At 42.6% G+C, this 16,236-nt stretch carries 12 protein-coding genes; 2 read left to right on the forward strand and 10 right to left on the reverse strand.

From position 1 onward, the window contains the following. The first annotated feature begins 104 nt into the window (after positions 1-104). On the forward strand, positions 105-305 hold the full coding sequence (locus J7E35_RS05245) for an alpha/beta-type small acid-soluble spore protein (RefSeq protein ID WP_214777589.1): 201 nt from the start codon (positions 105-107) through the stop codon (positions 303-305). A gap of 98 nt (positions 306-403) precedes the next feature. Here the strand turns inward: J7E35_RS05245 and J7E35_RS05250 are convergent, their stop codons facing one another. The 9 genes from J7E35_RS05250 to J7E35_RS05290 all read right to left on the reverse strand — a co-directional run bounded on the left by J7E35_RS05250 (position 404) and on the right by J7E35_RS05290 (position 14,624). After that, positions 404-1,456 carry an anti-sigma factor domain-containing protein gene (locus tag J7E35_RS05250; RefSeq protein ID WP_214777591.1) on the reverse strand — a complete coding sequence of 351 codons (1,053 nt, stop codon included), beginning with the start codon at positions 1,454-1,456 and terminating at the stop codon, positions 404-406. Beyond that, a complete protein-coding gene (gene sigI / locus J7E35_RS05255) occupies positions 1,453-2,208 on the reverse strand; it encodes an RNA polymerase sigma factor SigI (protein ID WP_483297649.1) in 756 nt (251 codons plus the stop codon). Before sigI ends, J7E35_RS05250 begins: the two co-directional genes overlap by 4 nt. Before the next feature lie 108 nt (positions 2,209-2,316). Then, positions 2,317-3,450: a DUF5667 domain-containing protein gene (locus J7E35_RS05260; RefSeq protein WP_214777593.1), complete on the reverse strand. Its 1,134-nt coding sequence runs from the start codon at positions 3,448-3,450 to the stop codon at positions 2,317-2,319. A 348-nt stretch (positions 3,451-3,798) separates the two neighbouring features. Then, on the reverse strand, positions 3,799-4,284 hold the full coding sequence (locus J7E35_RS05265; protein WP_214777595.1) for a hypothetical protein: 486 nt from the start codon (positions 4,282-4,284) through the stop codon (positions 3,799-3,801). 281 nt (positions 4,285-4,565) lie between these two features. Next, positions 4,566-6,119 carry an aldehyde dehydrogenase family protein gene (locus tag J7E35_RS05270; protein WP_214777602.1) on the reverse strand — a complete coding sequence of 518 codons (1,554 nt, stop codon included), beginning with the start codon at positions 6,117-6,119 and terminating at the stop codon, positions 4,566-4,568. Positions 6,120-6,144: 25 nt separating this feature from the next. Next, positions 6,145-7,242, reverse strand: a complete 1,098-nt coding sequence (locus tag J7E35_RS05275) for an SDR family oxidoreductase (protein ID WP_214777604.1) — start codon at positions 7,240-7,242, stop codon at positions 6,145-6,147. A gap of 241 nt (positions 7,243-7,483) precedes the next feature. Beyond that, a complete protein-coding gene (locus J7E35_RS05280; protein WP_214777606.1) occupies positions 7,484-10,753 on the reverse strand; it encodes an efflux RND transporter permease subunit in 3,270 nt (1,089 codons plus the stop codon). Between the two features lie 451 nt (positions 10,754-11,204). Continuing rightward, positions 11,205-12,602, reverse strand: coding sequence for a Na+/H+ antiporter NhaC family protein (locus tag J7E35_RS05285; protein ID WP_214777609.1), 1,398 nt, complete (start codon positions 12,600-12,602; stop codon positions 11,205-11,207). Positions 12,603-13,049: 447 nt separating this feature from the next. Next, positions 13,050-14,624, reverse strand: a complete 1,575-nt coding sequence (locus tag J7E35_RS05290; RefSeq protein WP_285290292.1) for a peptide chain release factor 3 — start codon at positions 14,622-14,624, stop codon at positions 13,050-13,052. Between the two features lie 348 nt (positions 14,625-14,972). Here J7E35_RS05290 and J7E35_RS05295 point away from each other — a divergent pair, with 348 nt between their 5' ends. Then, positions 14,973-15,842, forward strand: coding sequence for a metal-dependent hydrolase (locus J7E35_RS05295; protein WP_214777613.1), 870 nt, complete (start codon positions 14,973-14,975; stop codon positions 15,840-15,842). Positions 15,843-15,957: 115 nt separating this feature from the next. Here the strand turns inward: J7E35_RS05295 and J7E35_RS05300 are convergent, their stop codons facing one another. Beyond that, the gene (locus J7E35_RS05300; protein WP_214777615.1) at positions 15,958-16,170 is read right to left on the reverse strand and encodes a hypothetical protein; all 213 of its coding nucleotides are present in this window, start codon (positions 16,168-16,170) and stop codon (positions 15,958-15,960) included. Positions 16,171-16,236: the final 66 nt, after the last annotated feature.

Below are 16,236 nucleotides of genomic sequence, written 5' to 3' on the forward strand. Positions count from 1 at the left end.
TATCCAAAAGGATAAAAGATTACCACTTATGATTTTACCCGCAATGTTCAAACTATCTATACAGAGAAATTTTTCTCTGCATACTATCAGAGGAGTTGATAACGATGGCTCGTAATTCAAATAAATTGCTGGTTCCTGGCGTTGAACAGTTCATGGACCAGGTTAAATATGAGATTGCTCAGGAATTCGGAGTGAATCTTGGGTCCGATACAGTTTCAAGAGCAAATGGCTCTGTCGGAGGAGAAATCACTAAACGCCTTGTTCAGCAAGCACAGTCACAGCTCTCTGGTCAAAACCAGCAATAAATGACTGTAAGATACGTTTGGATATCCATTATCTACTCAAATAATTGAATATGAACATGGAAAAAAGTCCGGATTGGATTCCGGACTTTTACTGTTAACTATTTTTTGCTGCCAGGATTGTCTTTGCTTTTTCCTGCTTGTCCCCTGTTGTCACTCTTGGGGCCTTGCTGTGTGTTAAACCTTTTTTCATTTTTATGTTGTTGTCGGTCTTGACCATTACTATTGCCTTTATAAACCTGTTTGCTGCTGCCCTTGCCATTACTGTTCAACCCAGAATTTTTATTCCCTTTGCTTTTCTCAGTTGCAGGTGTTTCCTTATTGTTTGGTTTTTCTTTTGGAAACTCAGGATCTTTCTTCTTTTCCTGACCTGGTGGGTGCTTCTTTTCAGGTTGTGGAACAACTGTTGGAGCAGGATTGTTCTTTCCATGCTCTGGGGTGGCTTTCTTAACCTTTTCAACCGGCTTTGCTGCAGGCTTTGGTGCATCTTTTAGCTTTTCTTTGTATACACCAGTTGTAACACCCTGTTTTTGGGCCTTTTCCCTGTCTTCACTTGTGGCTTCCATCACCTTGAAATTCAGGTCTTCATCTTGTGTTGATTTTTTTATTTCGGATATCTTTTTTTCTAATTTTTGATCAACAGATTCATTTGCCTTTTGATTATGGACCGTTGCGATGACAACATCATTCTTTTCTTTAAAGAATCCCTCTTCCTCGATTTCCTCAAGGATCATTTCTGCAACAACCGCTGCATCCTTCTTTTTCCAGTCTTTTATTTCCCCAATGATTTCTTCCCCTTCAGGATTATACCCTTTCAAACGAAGGACCTTTAAATCATCATTGACTGCCAGTTCAATACTTGGATTCACATCGATGGACATATAGGCGTAAACCTGTCCGTTTTGATACGCAGGAACAAGCGCAGTCATCGCAAGCATAAATACTGCTGCAAGCGCAATACTCCTTGTCTTAAAGCTATTTAAAAATGATAAATTAAATTTTTTCTGTTTAACGGTTTGCGTGTCTGGAAAAAAATGAATTTCTTCTCCTACCTGATAATCTTGTTGAAGCTTTCGGGCCCGTAAGAACTCGCCTTCGGGGGTCAACAATGTTAGGTAAAGATCATTGATTTCAAGGATAACCCCTTTTCTCATGTCTCTAACACCCCTTTAATATAATCCTTTAAATATACATAATCCCCAATTAAAATAAGTGCAATTGCTATAATATATTTTCTGTTTCTCTCTATGGTTTTTCTGCTGACGTTGACTATGTCCTCCAATTGCTTGATTGGCAGCCGTTTTTTATCTAAAAGCAAATTCTTTAGTTCCTCGTTCTCAACCATTGATTTTGCAACAAGCATAGCATTCTTACGGGCATCTGCATGCTTAGGAGACTGCTCGAGCAAATCCTGGAAAGACAAATCAAAGTCTTTTAATACTCCTTGGAATTGGATGATCTCTTCTCTTCTCAGTTCCTGTTCTGTCTTTTTCCTGAAATCATCGAGAGAAAGCTCATCTTCAATAGTCGACCTCTGTTGTTCTTCCTCAGTCGGATCATTCGATATATGGAAACTTAGGTTTTGATTCCGGCTCTGCTGGCGGATGTAATCAATTACCCTGCGCTTGATCATGACTTCTGCAAAGCTTAATAATGAATTGCCTTTTTCAGATGAATATTTCTGGATTGCCTCATTAAAAGCGATGAGGCCAATGCTAAATTCATCGTCCGACTCATGTATGTATCTCTTGCAGACAGACGAAACAGTCTTTGCGATAAATGGCTTGTAAGAATCAATCAATTCTTCTCTTAAAGCAGCATCCCCCTGGTGGATCTTTTCTACGGTTTCTTCCAGCGGCCTGCGCTTTTTCTTTGCCATGAACAATAAACTTAGCAATAGACTCACCTCTTTTCTCCCCACATTATATCACAGTCTGTCAATTACGCTTTTGTGGTTAGGCAGTGAAAAGATAGCCGCTCATGGCTACCTTTTCGAGTCTATTGTTCATTTGCATTAGTTTTGATCATTGCCTTTTCCGTTGCCATTGCCCTTATTTCCCTGGTGATTAGACTTCTTTTCTACTTTCTTGTCCTGCTTTGCCTGTTGTTTTTCTTCTTTCTTTTGCTGTTTAGCTTCCTTGCGCTCTTGTTTTTCAGCAGCTTTTTCTGCTTTACGCTCTTGTTTAGCTTTTTCTTTTTCAGCTTTTGGCGATACTACTGGTACTACAGTTGTGTCGTCATTTACAGGCATTGTCTCATCAGCAGGTGTTTCATCAGCAGGCAAAAGATCTGGCTCTGCTATTGGTTCTAATTCTACTGGCTCAGCTGTTTGGGTATCTTCTTCTTCCTCAACAGGCTTCTCTGCATATTTATCTTCTAATTTAGCTAATTTCTTTGCCATCTTAGCGTATGTCTTGTCAATGTTCTTTTGAAGCTGTGCTCTTGCATTGTCATTGCCAACATGTTCCATAGCGGCTTTCAATGCTACGATATTCTGTCTGAGCATTCCTTCAATCTCTTCGAAAGGGTCTTCGCTTACAACTTCTTCTATCTCTGAACCTTCTTCTGCATCTTCGTCACTTGGCTCTTCAGCGATTACTTCATCTGCAGGCTCTTCGCCATCTTCAGTTAATTCTTCAGATTCTGTTTCTTCATCAGAGCTAACTCCATCTTCCGTGCCGGTTTCTTCTGAGTCAGCAACTTCCTTTGATCCTTCCTCATCTACAATTTCCTGTGAAGATTCCATGTATTCTACAGCAGCTTCGATCACTTTAAGGGCTTCTTCTTCTTTTCCCTCAGCGAATAACGCACTTGCTTCTTGAAGACGTTCTGCTGCGTATGTAGCAAGCAATTCTGCTTCTTTAGCATTATCAATTGTAAAAGCGAGCCTTATTTTCTCCAATGCAACTTTTGCAAAATAGAAGAAGTCCCCAGGAATCAAAGATGGATTCGTCTCTTCAAGCTCATCGACCTGTGTTTTTGATTCTTCAATCTCTTCCGGGCTGACATTTTGCAGTTCAACAGTCTCAACCTCAGAATTGTTCTCTTCCGCCATTGCAATTGGCGAAAATGTAAATGTTCCAGCAAGCACCAGAGCCAATGTACTCTTAGCGATTTTTTTCATCTCTTGGTTTGAAAGTTTCTTCATTCGTCATCCACCTCATAAGTTTTTGGAGCGGCCGCATTAATCACTACAAAGTTACGTTTACGCTTACTATGGTATGGGGGTTTTTTAGAAAAAAATAAAAAAGCTTCAGCCAAAACTTGACTGAAGGATTAAAATATTATGGTTATATGAGGATTTGCTAAGAATTTTAGGTTTGAAAAATATAACTGAGGCAAATATAGATGGCTCAACAGCCTATCGCATTCAATCTCAATGACCTGTTAATGGAAATGGGGGATGATAGGCAATCTGATGGACCGTTTACAACAAAGAAAGATGATCACCGCAGGCAAGTAGTGGTTTTTGTATGTAATCAGGAAACCATCAATTCTAGTTGTAATAAAGCTTAAGTAATAAACTCCTGATCAGAAACCCGGTGAGCACTCCGGGGATCACAAATAGCATTGGAAGGAAAACAGGTCCTGGAAACAAACCAAATAGTTTAACCTTTGGTGAGATCATCAAACCTACAGTTACGAAATAGGCAGAAAATACAAATGGCAAAAAGGTTATTTTTTCGTCTTCCGGCATAACGCTCCTATACGCATCCCACATGGCGAACATATATAAACATGGGTAAAACATCAGCCACTGATAGTCGATGACATACATGGCCTTTTCTGTCTCCCCAAGGAAGCTGTACATTATTCCTTTATTAAAATTACTATTCACGTTAACAAGGAACTCAAGTATGACAAAGAAGATCCCCTTAATGAGGTTTCCATTCAGCAGCTGGGCAAACCCTGGAAGTGCGATGCTCCACATTACCGCTTCTAGTTTGGTTAATTTCTTTTTTATCGCCACGTTATGTTTCATCCTTTAGTCATATTATTGGTGCTATTATGAATGCTGATGTTTCCAAGGTGTAAAAGGACAACTTAGAAATCCGCGCTTCCATCATCTTGCGCATCTTGCTACTTGTTTTATATTGTCCAAATTGCTCTTCTAATTATCATTTTCCCAGTTATTTGTTAAATTTATTTCGCAATCCAATACCAACACAGAAACTAAACTTTTGGAGAAGTTAACCTGACTTCTCCTATGTTAAACTTCAAAAACATAAAAAAAGCCGCCCCTAAAATCGGGACGGCTGAAAATTATTTGTTGCGTTTTAAAAGGGCAATATAGTTTTTAGCAAAATTAAGCCAATCTCTTTTGTCGGCAAAATAGCTTTTGAATAAATTCAGGAACAAAGGATATTTGCCTTTATAGGGGTACCATTGAATTTCCGAGTTCATGAAACCCATGTCTTCCATGATTGCTTTTTCATGACAAAAGATTCTCAATCCGGCCTCCGAATGGTATCTGCCAATGCCGCTTTCCTTGGTTCCTCCAAAAGGAAGGCCATGGTTTGCCACAGTAATGATTACATCATTGATGACGACAGCTCCAGACACCAGTCTGGATGCGACACGGCGAGCCTTGGCTTTATCACTGGTCCAGACACTGGCATTCAGGCCAAACACGGTTCCATTGGCATAGTCAATCGCTTCTTCTTCCGTATCAAAAGGGACAACCGGAAGCAACGGACCGAAAGATTCTTCCTGGATGACCTTCATATCTTGCTTCACTTCAGTAATGACTGTCAGCGGGAGGAACATGCCTCCCTCCCAATCAGAAGGCTTCAGCCCAGTCTCCAATTTCGCCCCCCTTTCAACCGCTTCGTCCAGTTGAGCCTTCACCACTTCTTTCTGGCCTGGAAAAGTCATAGACCCGACATCAGAATCTAGATCTGTCCCCTGCTGAAGTGAATTAACTTCTTTTTTCAACTTTTCGAGAAACTTGCCATATATAGACTTTTGCGCATATAATCGCTCAGCACTCATGCAAACCTGGCCGCTGTTTGTAAAAGCACCCCAGGCAGCTGCTTTCACGGCCCTGTCTAGGTTAGCATCTTCAAATACGATCATCGGGTCCTTGCCGCCAAGCTCAAGAGTTGTTGGGATTAAATCCTTCGCAGCCTGCTGCTGGATGATTTTTCCTGTACGAACAGAGCCTGTAAAAAAGATATAGTCTGGTTTGCCCGCAGTAAAAGCAGCACCTACCTCTTTGCCGCCATGAGCAACCTGAACTGCTCCTTCAAGAAAGCCTGAACGACGAAACAAGTCCTCTATGCATTTTCCAACAAGCGGAGTAACTTCTGAAGGTTTTAAAATGACAGAATTGCCTCCAGCCAGGGCGCTGATCATCGGAACCATCGCCAGCTGCAATGGGTAATTCCAGGGAGATATTACCAGCACCACACCACGGGGCATATATTCTATAAATGACTTTTTGCCAATTAGCAATAAAGGTGTTTTCACTCTCTTCCTGCTGAGAACTTTTTCAGCATGCCTGATAATATGGTCGATTGCGTCAAGTGTCGGCATAATATCGGCCACAATTGACTCGGTCAACACCTTGCCTGTATCATCAGAAATGATTTTGGCAATCTGGTCCATTTCATCAACCATCAGCTGCTTCAGGTTCCTTAAATATTGGGTCCGTTCAGAAATCGTAAGGCCGCTCCAATTTCCAAAGCCCTCCTTCGCCTTCTGGTAAAAAAACGGAACTTCATGGACAGGCGTCTCTTCAATTTCGGCAATAATCTTTCCTGTCGCTGGTGCCACAACAGACATCTTTCGTACTTCTTCAACTGAATGCACGTTCATTCACCTGCCAAAAAAAATAGAGTTTTTACACTATGTTGATTTGATATTGAGGGTTATGTTTGTTTTCTCGATAAAAGTTCGCCATTGCGGCAATCCCTTCCTTGAAGTCCGGGCATTTGATTCCGGAATCCTTCAGGTCGTCCTGTGCCTGGGTTGAGTCGAAATTGCCCCTCCATGTAAAATAGTCAAGCGCTTCTTTTTCGACTCCCAGATACCTCCTGAGCACCCGGAAGTTGAGACCTCCCTTTGCCAGTGCCAATGGTACAGAACCTTTTGGCTGCTTCTTCAATAATTCGAACATCATCATTTCATAAAGCTCAGAGACCTTATATGGTTTAGGGTCTGTAAGATGATAGGTTTTCCCTGCTCCTTTATCGGAAAATGTCAAATAGGTTGTCGCCTCAATAATATAATCCACGGGTACAAGATTGACAACAGTATCGCCTCTGCCGAGCTTTGGCAAGAATGGCATGAAGCTAAGGCGATCGATAAAATTCATGATAAAATACGGCCCATCAAACTTGATGGTCTCACCTGTTGTTGAATGGCCCTTAACAATCCCTGGCCGGATGATCGTGACCGGAATTTCAGATTTCAATGCATCTACAAGCACTTCTGCTTCATATTTTGTCTCTTCATAATAGTTTTTGAAACCAGGTGGCCTAATTAATTCATCCTCGTAGAGTATACCTTCCCGTTTGCTAGCAACAAAAGCGGTGCTGAAGTACGTATATCGCTTGATATTTTTCAATGTCTTCGCCCAATCATTTACGTTCCTTGTTCCATCTACATTCACACGATAGGCAATTTCCTTCGGGACCGCGAGATCGTAAATTGCTGCCAGGTGGAACACATGTGTTCCTTCTAACTCGAGTTGAGCTTGTTTGTCTGGGTCAATAGCCAGGCCAGAAGCCGTGATGTCCCCTTCGATAATCTCAAACTGACTTTCAGACAGGCTAAAATCCCGAATGATTGCCGTTCTCTCAATCAATGCCTTATCAACCATATTTGGCAGTACTAAAACATAAAATTTTCCTTTGCCATCATTTTGACGCAAAATTTCTCGAATCAATTGATTACTGATGAATCCAGGAAATCCTGTAAAAAAGTAACCGTACTTCATGAGTATCCTCCTCAACGTTCATTAGCTATATTTTAACGATAAGCACTGGCATCCGCAATGACTTTGCTGACTATTCTGAAAAATACGACGGTTAACGGGGTCAGCCTATCTAGGAAGCTCCCCAGTTTATCGTAGAGTTCTCTCCCTCATGTGAAATAGATATGGTGATCCACAACCAAATTATTTTTAGTTTTTTGTACAATAAAAAGATGCCTGACTAATAGCTGCCAGGCATCTTTGATTATCTTCTTCTTCTATAATCTTGATTTGAATCTTCTTCTTCTTTAACGAGTTGAAGGAGCTCTTCTAACATACCGGCCATTTCTTCTTTAGTGTATTTTCCCCTTTGGAAGGTGGCCGGCCTCTCTTCCGTTCCCGATTCATAATCTGATTCAGTATGTTCTTTCAGCAGATAGGCAGGGACGAGGTGCCCATCCGGGGTAGCATACATTTTATTTCTTCTCCGATAATCCTTGTCAAAGAAACTATAGACTACCGGAATGACAAACAGGGTTAGGAAGGTACTGCTGATCAAGCCGCCAATGACGGTGATTCCCATTGGCTGATTGATTTCAGTCCCTTCTCCGACGCCGAGCGCAAGCGGGAGAAGCCCAAGAATCGTCGTCAGCGCCGTCATCAGGATAGGACGTGCCCTATCTTTTACCGACAGGACAATGGCTTCGTGCGGTATCAAACCACGTTCTTTCTTCTGATTGATATAGTCGACGATTACAATTGCATTATTAACCACGATACCTGCAAGCACAATGATTCCGATAACCACCGTCAAGCTCACTGGTGTTCTCGTTGCCGTCAGCGCCAGTGCGACACCAATGACCATCAGCGGAACCGTGAACATGATGACAAATGGATACTTCAATGACTCGAACTGGGCAGCCATAACGAGATAGATCAGGATTATAGCCAGAACGAAAGCCAGTACAAGATCATCTATTGATGATTCGAGCAGTTCTCTGTCCCCGCTGAATACGACTTCTGTTTCTTCTGGTAAATCAAGCTCGTCTATCTTCTCATCCACCTTCTTGGATATATCACCAAGATTCGTTGAGGATTTGTATTTCATCGTGAATTCAACTGCACCCTGTTGATTGATCCGCTGAACTTTTACAGGACCGCTGCCAGTTTCAATATTTGCAACCTGGCCGAGAGTGACATAGTTACCATCTGGCTTCTTGATCAACAACTGTTTCAGCTGATCGATATTCCTGGTTACTTCACTATCATACTCTACATACACACCAAGAATTTCACCATCTTCTCCAGGCATTTGTGTCGCCATATCCCCCCGGGTTACGTTATTGACAATCATGGCAATTTGCGCTGGTGCGAGTCCCTGTGCCAGTGCCTTTTCCCTATCCACAGTAATCTGGATTTCCTCGACTGTGTCATTCTGGCTTGTAGTGAGCTCATTGACATCATCAAGTTCTCTCAAGGAATCATAAATTCGTTCGACTGACTCATTCAGTCGTTCTTTACTGGAATCGCGAACATTGAAGGTCAGGGTATTTGGAGCGGACCCGGAAGTGGACTGCATATTAAAACTCAGTTCAGCACTGCTGTTTGCATTCTCCGCAGCCTGTTCCAGCCCTTTTTTAACATCATCGACAAACTGGAAGGTACTGATTTCCCGATCTTCAAGCTCATCCATCTTTACATACAGCTCACCGACATTTGCATTAGTAGTACCTCTGAATGAAGCCTCTTGAGTCGTGCCTGCCAAACTCACATATACATCGACATCTTCTTCATCCTTCAATTTATCTTCAAGTGCAGCCATGACTTTTTGAGTTTCGGAAAGAGCCGCTCCATTTTCAAGATTCACCCTTATGCTGAAGAACCCTTCATCCGTAGGAGGAATAAACTGGGTACCAACAGTTGTCACCCCATAACCGCCTCCGGCAAGCATCAGTAAAGTTACCAAAATGACGATGAATCGATGGCGAAGCGCCCATCTGATCGACTTTTCCAACCCTCTCATTGAGCCTGAACGCTGTCTTCTCGCTTCAAGATTTTTCTTGGGAGCCTTCAACAGCCTGCTTGCCAGCATTGGCACAACAGTCAACGCAACCACCAACGATGCAAACAAGCTGAATGAAATCGTCAATGCGAACTCAGTGAACAGTTCTCCGATGATGCCTGAAATGAATACAACTGGCAAAAATACTGCTACAGTCGTCAAAGTTGATGCAGTAATGGCAGCTCCTACTTCCTTAGCTCCATCCCTTGCCGCTGTTTTAGGATCCTTGCCCATTGAAAGATGGCGGTATATATTCTCGATGACGACGATGGCATTATCAACGAGCATCCCTATTCCAAGTGCAAGCCCTCCAAGCGTCATGATATTCAAAGTAAAATCTGCAAAGAACATCAATACGAAGGTGAAGATAACGGAATACGGAATAGCAATGCCGATGATAAGCGGACTCTTCACATTTCTAAGGAAGAAAAACAGGACAGCCATCGCAAGCAATCCCCCGACTATCAGGGAATTGGAAATATTGCCGATCGCCATTTTAATATAATCACCCTGGTCAAAGAGTACCTCCGACTCTATCCCGGAGTATTTATCCCTTTCAAGCAAGGTCTCCAACTCTTTTAGAAAAGCTTCAGAAACTTCTGCAGTATTGGCATCGGATTGCTGCAGGACACTCAGCAGGACGGATGGAGACTGGTTCGTCCTTGTGATTGTATTATCATCCTGTTTCTTCAGTTCAACTTTTCCGACATCCTCCAATTTGATCTTTTGCTTTGTTACGGGATTATTAAATACTGTCAGGTTCTTTAATGTATCTAAAGAATCCAGGTTACTGATGATTCTTGTCGTCAGTTCTTTGCCGTCTGTCAAAATCGTATCACCAGGCATTGATACATCGTTAGCCCTGATCAGGTCCACAATATCAGACTGGCTTAGTTTATAGTTTCTAAGTTTATCCTGGTCGAGCTCCACCCTTACTTCACGTACTGAGGTACCGGATAAATTGACGCTTGCGACTCCGTCTACCTTGGTTAGCTCCAGTTCTAGCTCTTCCGCCAGCTCCCTCAGCGCAGTTTCATCCTGGTCAGAGCTTAAAGATAGCTGGATGACTGGAAATTGAGACGGATCGAACTTCATGAATCTCGGTTTATTGGCGTCGTCAGGGATAGGGGTCATGTCCAGCCTTTGGATCACCTCATCCTGGATATCATCAATATTGGTTGTCCAGGAAAACTGCATCAGGATCAGGTTGGCGCCCTCTTGTGACGTCGACGTCATTGTCTTGATTCCCGGCAGCGTAGCCAAATTCGCTTCAAGTGGCTTCGTCACCTTTTCAACGACTTCCTCTGGACTTGCTCCCTGGTAATTGGTGACAACTACCCCAACAGGAGGATTTATATCTGGAAGCAGTTTCAAAGGAATCCTCATCAATGAAACAACCCCTAGGATCAGGACCAGGAACATGGTCACTAATGTAAAAACAGGCCTTCTGATCGAAAAATTGCTGATTTTCATAAGAAAACTCCTTTCGCCGAAAAACACGGTGACTGACCGGACGGTTATTATTCTACCAACCTAAATATAGTGAAGCACACAGGATAATTCAACTATCCTGCTGCAATTTAAAAGGACATTTTTTAACCCTTGCATCCCGTAAGCATACCTTTCATTTTATATGAAACAAATGATAATTGAAACTTTTAGGCGTTTCAACTTCCATTCGTATTAGTCACGGGATACTGCGCCCGAACTTAGAGTTTTTTTAGACTACGGGCACATAATCGACGTCTATGTGACCCGTTTCCTCCGTTTATCCAGGTTTCGGTCACATATTTGAGTTTTATCTTCCCAAATCTTACATTCTCCCGAATTACGGGCACATATTTGAGTTTTATGTTTCCCAAATCTTCCGTTCACCCGAGTTTCGGGCACATAGTAAGTATTAGTAAATAAAAAAAGCGGCAGCCTATGCCACCGCATTTTTCCTTGATTTTGATAAGGTTATTCCAGTAAATCCTGCTGCCAGTGTCAATACCGGTGACAGCAGACAAAAGAACGCAAATGGCACATAATCCATCGTGCTGACTCCAAGGACGCTGCTAAGGAAAACGCCGCACACACTCCAGGGAACAAGTGGATTGAGTACTGTCCCGGCATCTTCAAGGACACGCGAAAGATTTTTTGGATGCAAGCCGGCTTTTTCAAAATGGCCTGCAAATGTATTGCCTGTTATAAGGATCGATAGATATTGCTCACCAATCAAAAAGTTGATCCCGATTGCAGATAAAGCTGTTGATCCTACAAGGACAGGTACCTTTTCCAGACTGCCCTCAAGCCCTCGCAATAGAGCAGGAAGAACACCAAGCTTGAACAGCAATCCGCCCATGCTTAAAGCAAGAAGGACAAGCGATACTGAAAAGAACATACTTTCAAGGCCTCCGCGAGTCAGTAAGGAATCCAGCTGCTTGTTTCCGCTCTCAGATACATAGCCGGAATATAAAATTCCCGGGAGTGTTCCCCATTCCTTTTGCGGGACAACCATCATGCTAATTATCATCGCTGACAGCGTTCCTGCTCCTAGTGTCAAAATGGAAGATACTTTTTTCACTGCAAGTGTCGCAATGATCGCCAGAGGAATAAGGGAGTACCAGTGTACTAGATTCATCCCCTTAAGAGTGTTCTGCAAGCTCCCAAGTTTTGTAAAGTCGGCAGAACTCAGTTCGGGCGACAAGACGGCAAACATAACAAGTGAAATAAAGAATGCAGGTACCGTTGTCCAGGACATATTTTTAATATGCTCAAATAGGTCTACTTTTACAGTAGAAGACGCCAGGACTGTTGTATCAGAGAGCGGTGACATTTTATCGCCAAGGAACGCGCCTGAAACTACCGCCCCGGCCGTGATTGCCAATGAGAATCCAAGCGTTTCACTGACCGCCATGAACGCAACACCGATTACAGCGGAGGTTGTCAGTGAACTGCCTATGCTTAATCCAACAACAGATGTAACAATAAAGACTATCGCATAAAACCACTTTCCAGTTACTAAATCAAACGCGAAAAAAATCAGGGTAGGAATGGTCCCGGCAGCAATCCAGCTGCTGACCAGCATTCCAATAAAGAAAAAAATCAGTACCGCACCAAGGCCTGCCTTGGCACCTTCAACCATACTTTGTTCAAGATCAGCCATCTTGATTTTTTTCAACAACCCATAAATGATCAATGACCCGATCCCGATGAGGACCGGAATGTGTGGCATTAGTTCAAGTTTTATCATGCCATAACCGATTCCCGTCAAAAGCAATAATATAACTGCTGCAGCTTCAGAAGTTTTCAACGTGATTGATTGACTTTGGTTTAACATGATGATTCCCCCAATTAGTAGTAAAATACAAAAAAGCTCCTGTGCGTCTAGGGACGAAGGAGCTCCGCGGTACCACCCTAATTGGCAAATATTAATATCTGCCCACTTCATTAACAGTGCCTTCCTGTGACAGTTGTATTTCAAATCATCCATTGCCTGAATTTTCAGCAACCATCCAGTTTCTTTTTGCTGCTCATGGGGATTCTACTAGTTTCTGCCGGCACCTATTATTCAACTTTTACACTTAAACGCTTTTATGCATAAAAGCGTTATAGAATAATATTAATATAGTATCTGTGCTGAAAAATGTCAATAGAAAATACTTTTTAAATTGAAATTGTTATGTCTTGGCTTTCTAAAAGCACCTTAAGTATCATCTGATGAAAATCTTTCGGAAAACCAGGTCCCTATAAAAGAGCCGGCATTCATCAATGCCGGCTCAACTTATTATGATGCATCCATCGGATTATAAAGTTTTACTTCTGGATTCTTGTCCTGGAACCATCTTAAGGCAAATTCATTCTCGAATAAGAATACTTTTTTGCCATAACGGTCAGTGACAAGCAGACTTCTGGAACTGGACAGGTTTTCGTTTACATCGTCGCCTTCGATCCAGCGGGCAATCTTGGAACCCTGTCTTTCCATCAGGACCTCTACATTATATTCATTGCGCATCCTTGCCTCGAAAACTTCGAATTGGAGCTGACCGACAGCCCCAAGAAGATATTCTTCCGTCTTCAATGTCTTGAATAGCTGGATGGCTCCCTCCTGGACAAGCTGCTGGATTCCTTTATGGAAGTGCTTCTGTTTCATTACGTTCTTTGCAGATACCCTGACGAAAAGTTCAGGGGTGAATTGTGGAAGCTTTTCATACAGGTAGCCTTCCTTGCCAGAAACAATTGTATCGCCAATCTGGTATGTGCCCGGGTCGTAAAGCCCGATGATGTCACCTGCTACAGCTTCTTCTACTGTACTCCGATCATCAGCCATGAACTGAGTTGATTGAGCAAGTTTCATCGCTTTTCCTGTACGGCTAAGCTGAACGGTCATGCCTCTCTCAAATTTGCCTGAGCAGATGCGGAGGAAGGCAATTCGGTCACGGTGAGCCGGGTTCATGTTTGCCTGGATTTTAAAGATAAAACCAGAAAACTCCTCTGATTGCGGATCAATTTCTCCTGCTGTCGAATTCCTCGGCTGTGGTTCAGGGGCAAATTGCAGATAGGAATCAAGGAATGTCTGTACACCAAAAGTCGTCAAGGCGCTTCCAAAAAATACAGGTGTCAATGTACCATCGGTAATCCGTTCTTTTGAAAATTCATTTCCCGCTTCATCCAACAGCATGATTTCTTCTAAAGTCTGGTCGTATAATGACGATTCCTTCAAAGAATGCTCGCCGTCGATTTCTCCTTCTTCGTTCAATGGCACAAAGCGTTTGTCCTCATCTACACGGAACTGCTCAATCCGATTATTGAAACGGTCATAGATTCCAAGGAACTCCTTGCCCATGCCGATCGGCCAGTTCATCGGATATGACTCAATTCCAAGCACCTCTTCAAGTTCTGCTAAAAGCTCCAGTGGGGCTTTCCCCTGGCGGTCTAGCTTGTTGATGAATGTGAAAATCGGAATCCCTCTCATGCGGCAAACCTTGAAAAGCTTTAGAGTCTGGTCCTCGATACCCTTTGCTGAGTCTATGATCATCACGGCACTGTCGACCGCAGTTAACGTTCTATACGTGTCCTCAGAGAAATCCTGGTGGCCTGGTGTGTCAAGAATGTTCACCTTGAAGCCATCATAATCGAATTGCATAACACTTGAGGTAACGGAGATTCCACGCTGCTTCTCGATTTCCATCCAGTCACTCGTCGCAAATTTTCCTGTCTTCTTCGCTTTTACCGTACCAGCATCACGGATTGCGCCCCCGAACAGCAACAACTTTTCCGTAAGGGTCGTTTTCCCGGCATCCGGGTGGGAAATAATCGCAAATGTTCTTCGCGATTGTACTTCATCTTTTAATTTTTTCATCATTACATATTTCCTTTCTCTTTAAAGGCAAAATTCCTCATAGAAAAGCGCAAGCGCCTTGGTCAGCCCCGACAAGCGATGCCCGCCTAAAACGCCACATCGTGTGGCAGGCGGGTTTGCACGTCCTGTGCTTATAGGGCCGACCAGTGAAGTCGCTCTTTGACTTCATTGGGCGGACCGAAACGTCTCGAGGGGCTAGGCGCTGGAGCTGGACAATTCTCGAAGTGAAACTTTTAATCCTATTATTTAATCTTATCTTTCTGGCGGTAAGTTTGCAATCCTGCAATGCATATCTAAGCTTTTAAAAATTTTCCTTTAAGGATTATAATGAACCTCAGGAGGTGCAGCATGGATTCAATTACGCATACACTTTTCGGTTTAGCCTTATACGGCGCCGTTGATAAAAAACATATGGAAAAATCTCAAAAGCGTGCTTATTTACTCACCGCAGTCGGCGCAAGCCAGATCCCGGACATCGATGTCATCTCACAACTCTGGGATAATGAAGGACTTTACCAGATGTGGCACCGAGGCATCACCCATTCAATTTTCCTGACGCCATTATGGGCTGCTCTATTTATTTTACTATCATTCCTTCTCTTTAGAGTAAAAGATGCAAAACTATTTTTCCTTGGCTGGCTTGCGGTCATCATCCATAACACGAGTGATTTATTCAATGCCTGGGGAACTGGCTATCTCGAGCCATTTTCCAATATTAGAATCACATTTGGGACAATCCCCATCATTGATTTCGTCTTCTGGCTGATCCTCGGAACAGCATTTATTGCGTCAAAGTTCAATAAGGTAAAAAGTCCATCCTATTTTAAACTTGCATGGGTGTTCATTGCTCTGCATATCATTGTCCAGAGTGTCCAAGGCTGGTTACTCTACAATCAATATGAGGACAATTATGATCAAATCGCTCTTTCAGCAGGCTTCATTCCATGGACATTTACGGTAATCGCCAAAAATGAAGGTGAAGTTAATATTTATCAGGATAATCTTTTCACAGAAAGAAAGCTTCAATATGAGCTTACTTCTGCTGAAAACGCTGATCTCAATGCTTTATTCGCTGAGAAACCTGAGGCCAAGACGCTTACTGAATGGTCCCCATTTGTTGTGATTGTCGACGATGGAGATAGATTAGGAGTGTACGATCCACGCTTTTACCGAAACGGACAATCCTTCCTGTTTGAATATATTGAAAAAACCCAATAAAAAAAGAAAAGCGCAAGCGCCTCGTTCAGCCCCGACAAGCGCTGGACAATTGGTTTATGACCATACAGCAAAAAGAGCAGCCAGTAGTTTATCTGGCTGCTCTTTCTATATACATTTACAATTTCGTTGATATATCATCCATCATTTCATCTATAGTAACAGTAACTTCACTCGTTTTCCTCGCCACAGCAATGGTGAATTCCAATAACTCTTTATATTTTTCTACCGGAATCACTGAATTCGTCTTCTCGTATTCATTCACTTTAAGACCGAGATTTTGCAGGATCATGATTGCCTCTTCTACAGATCCTCTTTCAACATCAAACATTCTGATTCCCCCTATTTCTCTGGTTGAATTCCATTATGAGGGAGTTAAACCTATTTTTAAATGGTA

Origin of the sequence: Bacillus sp. ISL-45 (assembly GCF_018613195.1) — a bacterium.
Lineage (GTDB): Bacteria > Bacillota > Bacilli > Bacillales > Cytobacillaceae > Mesobacillus.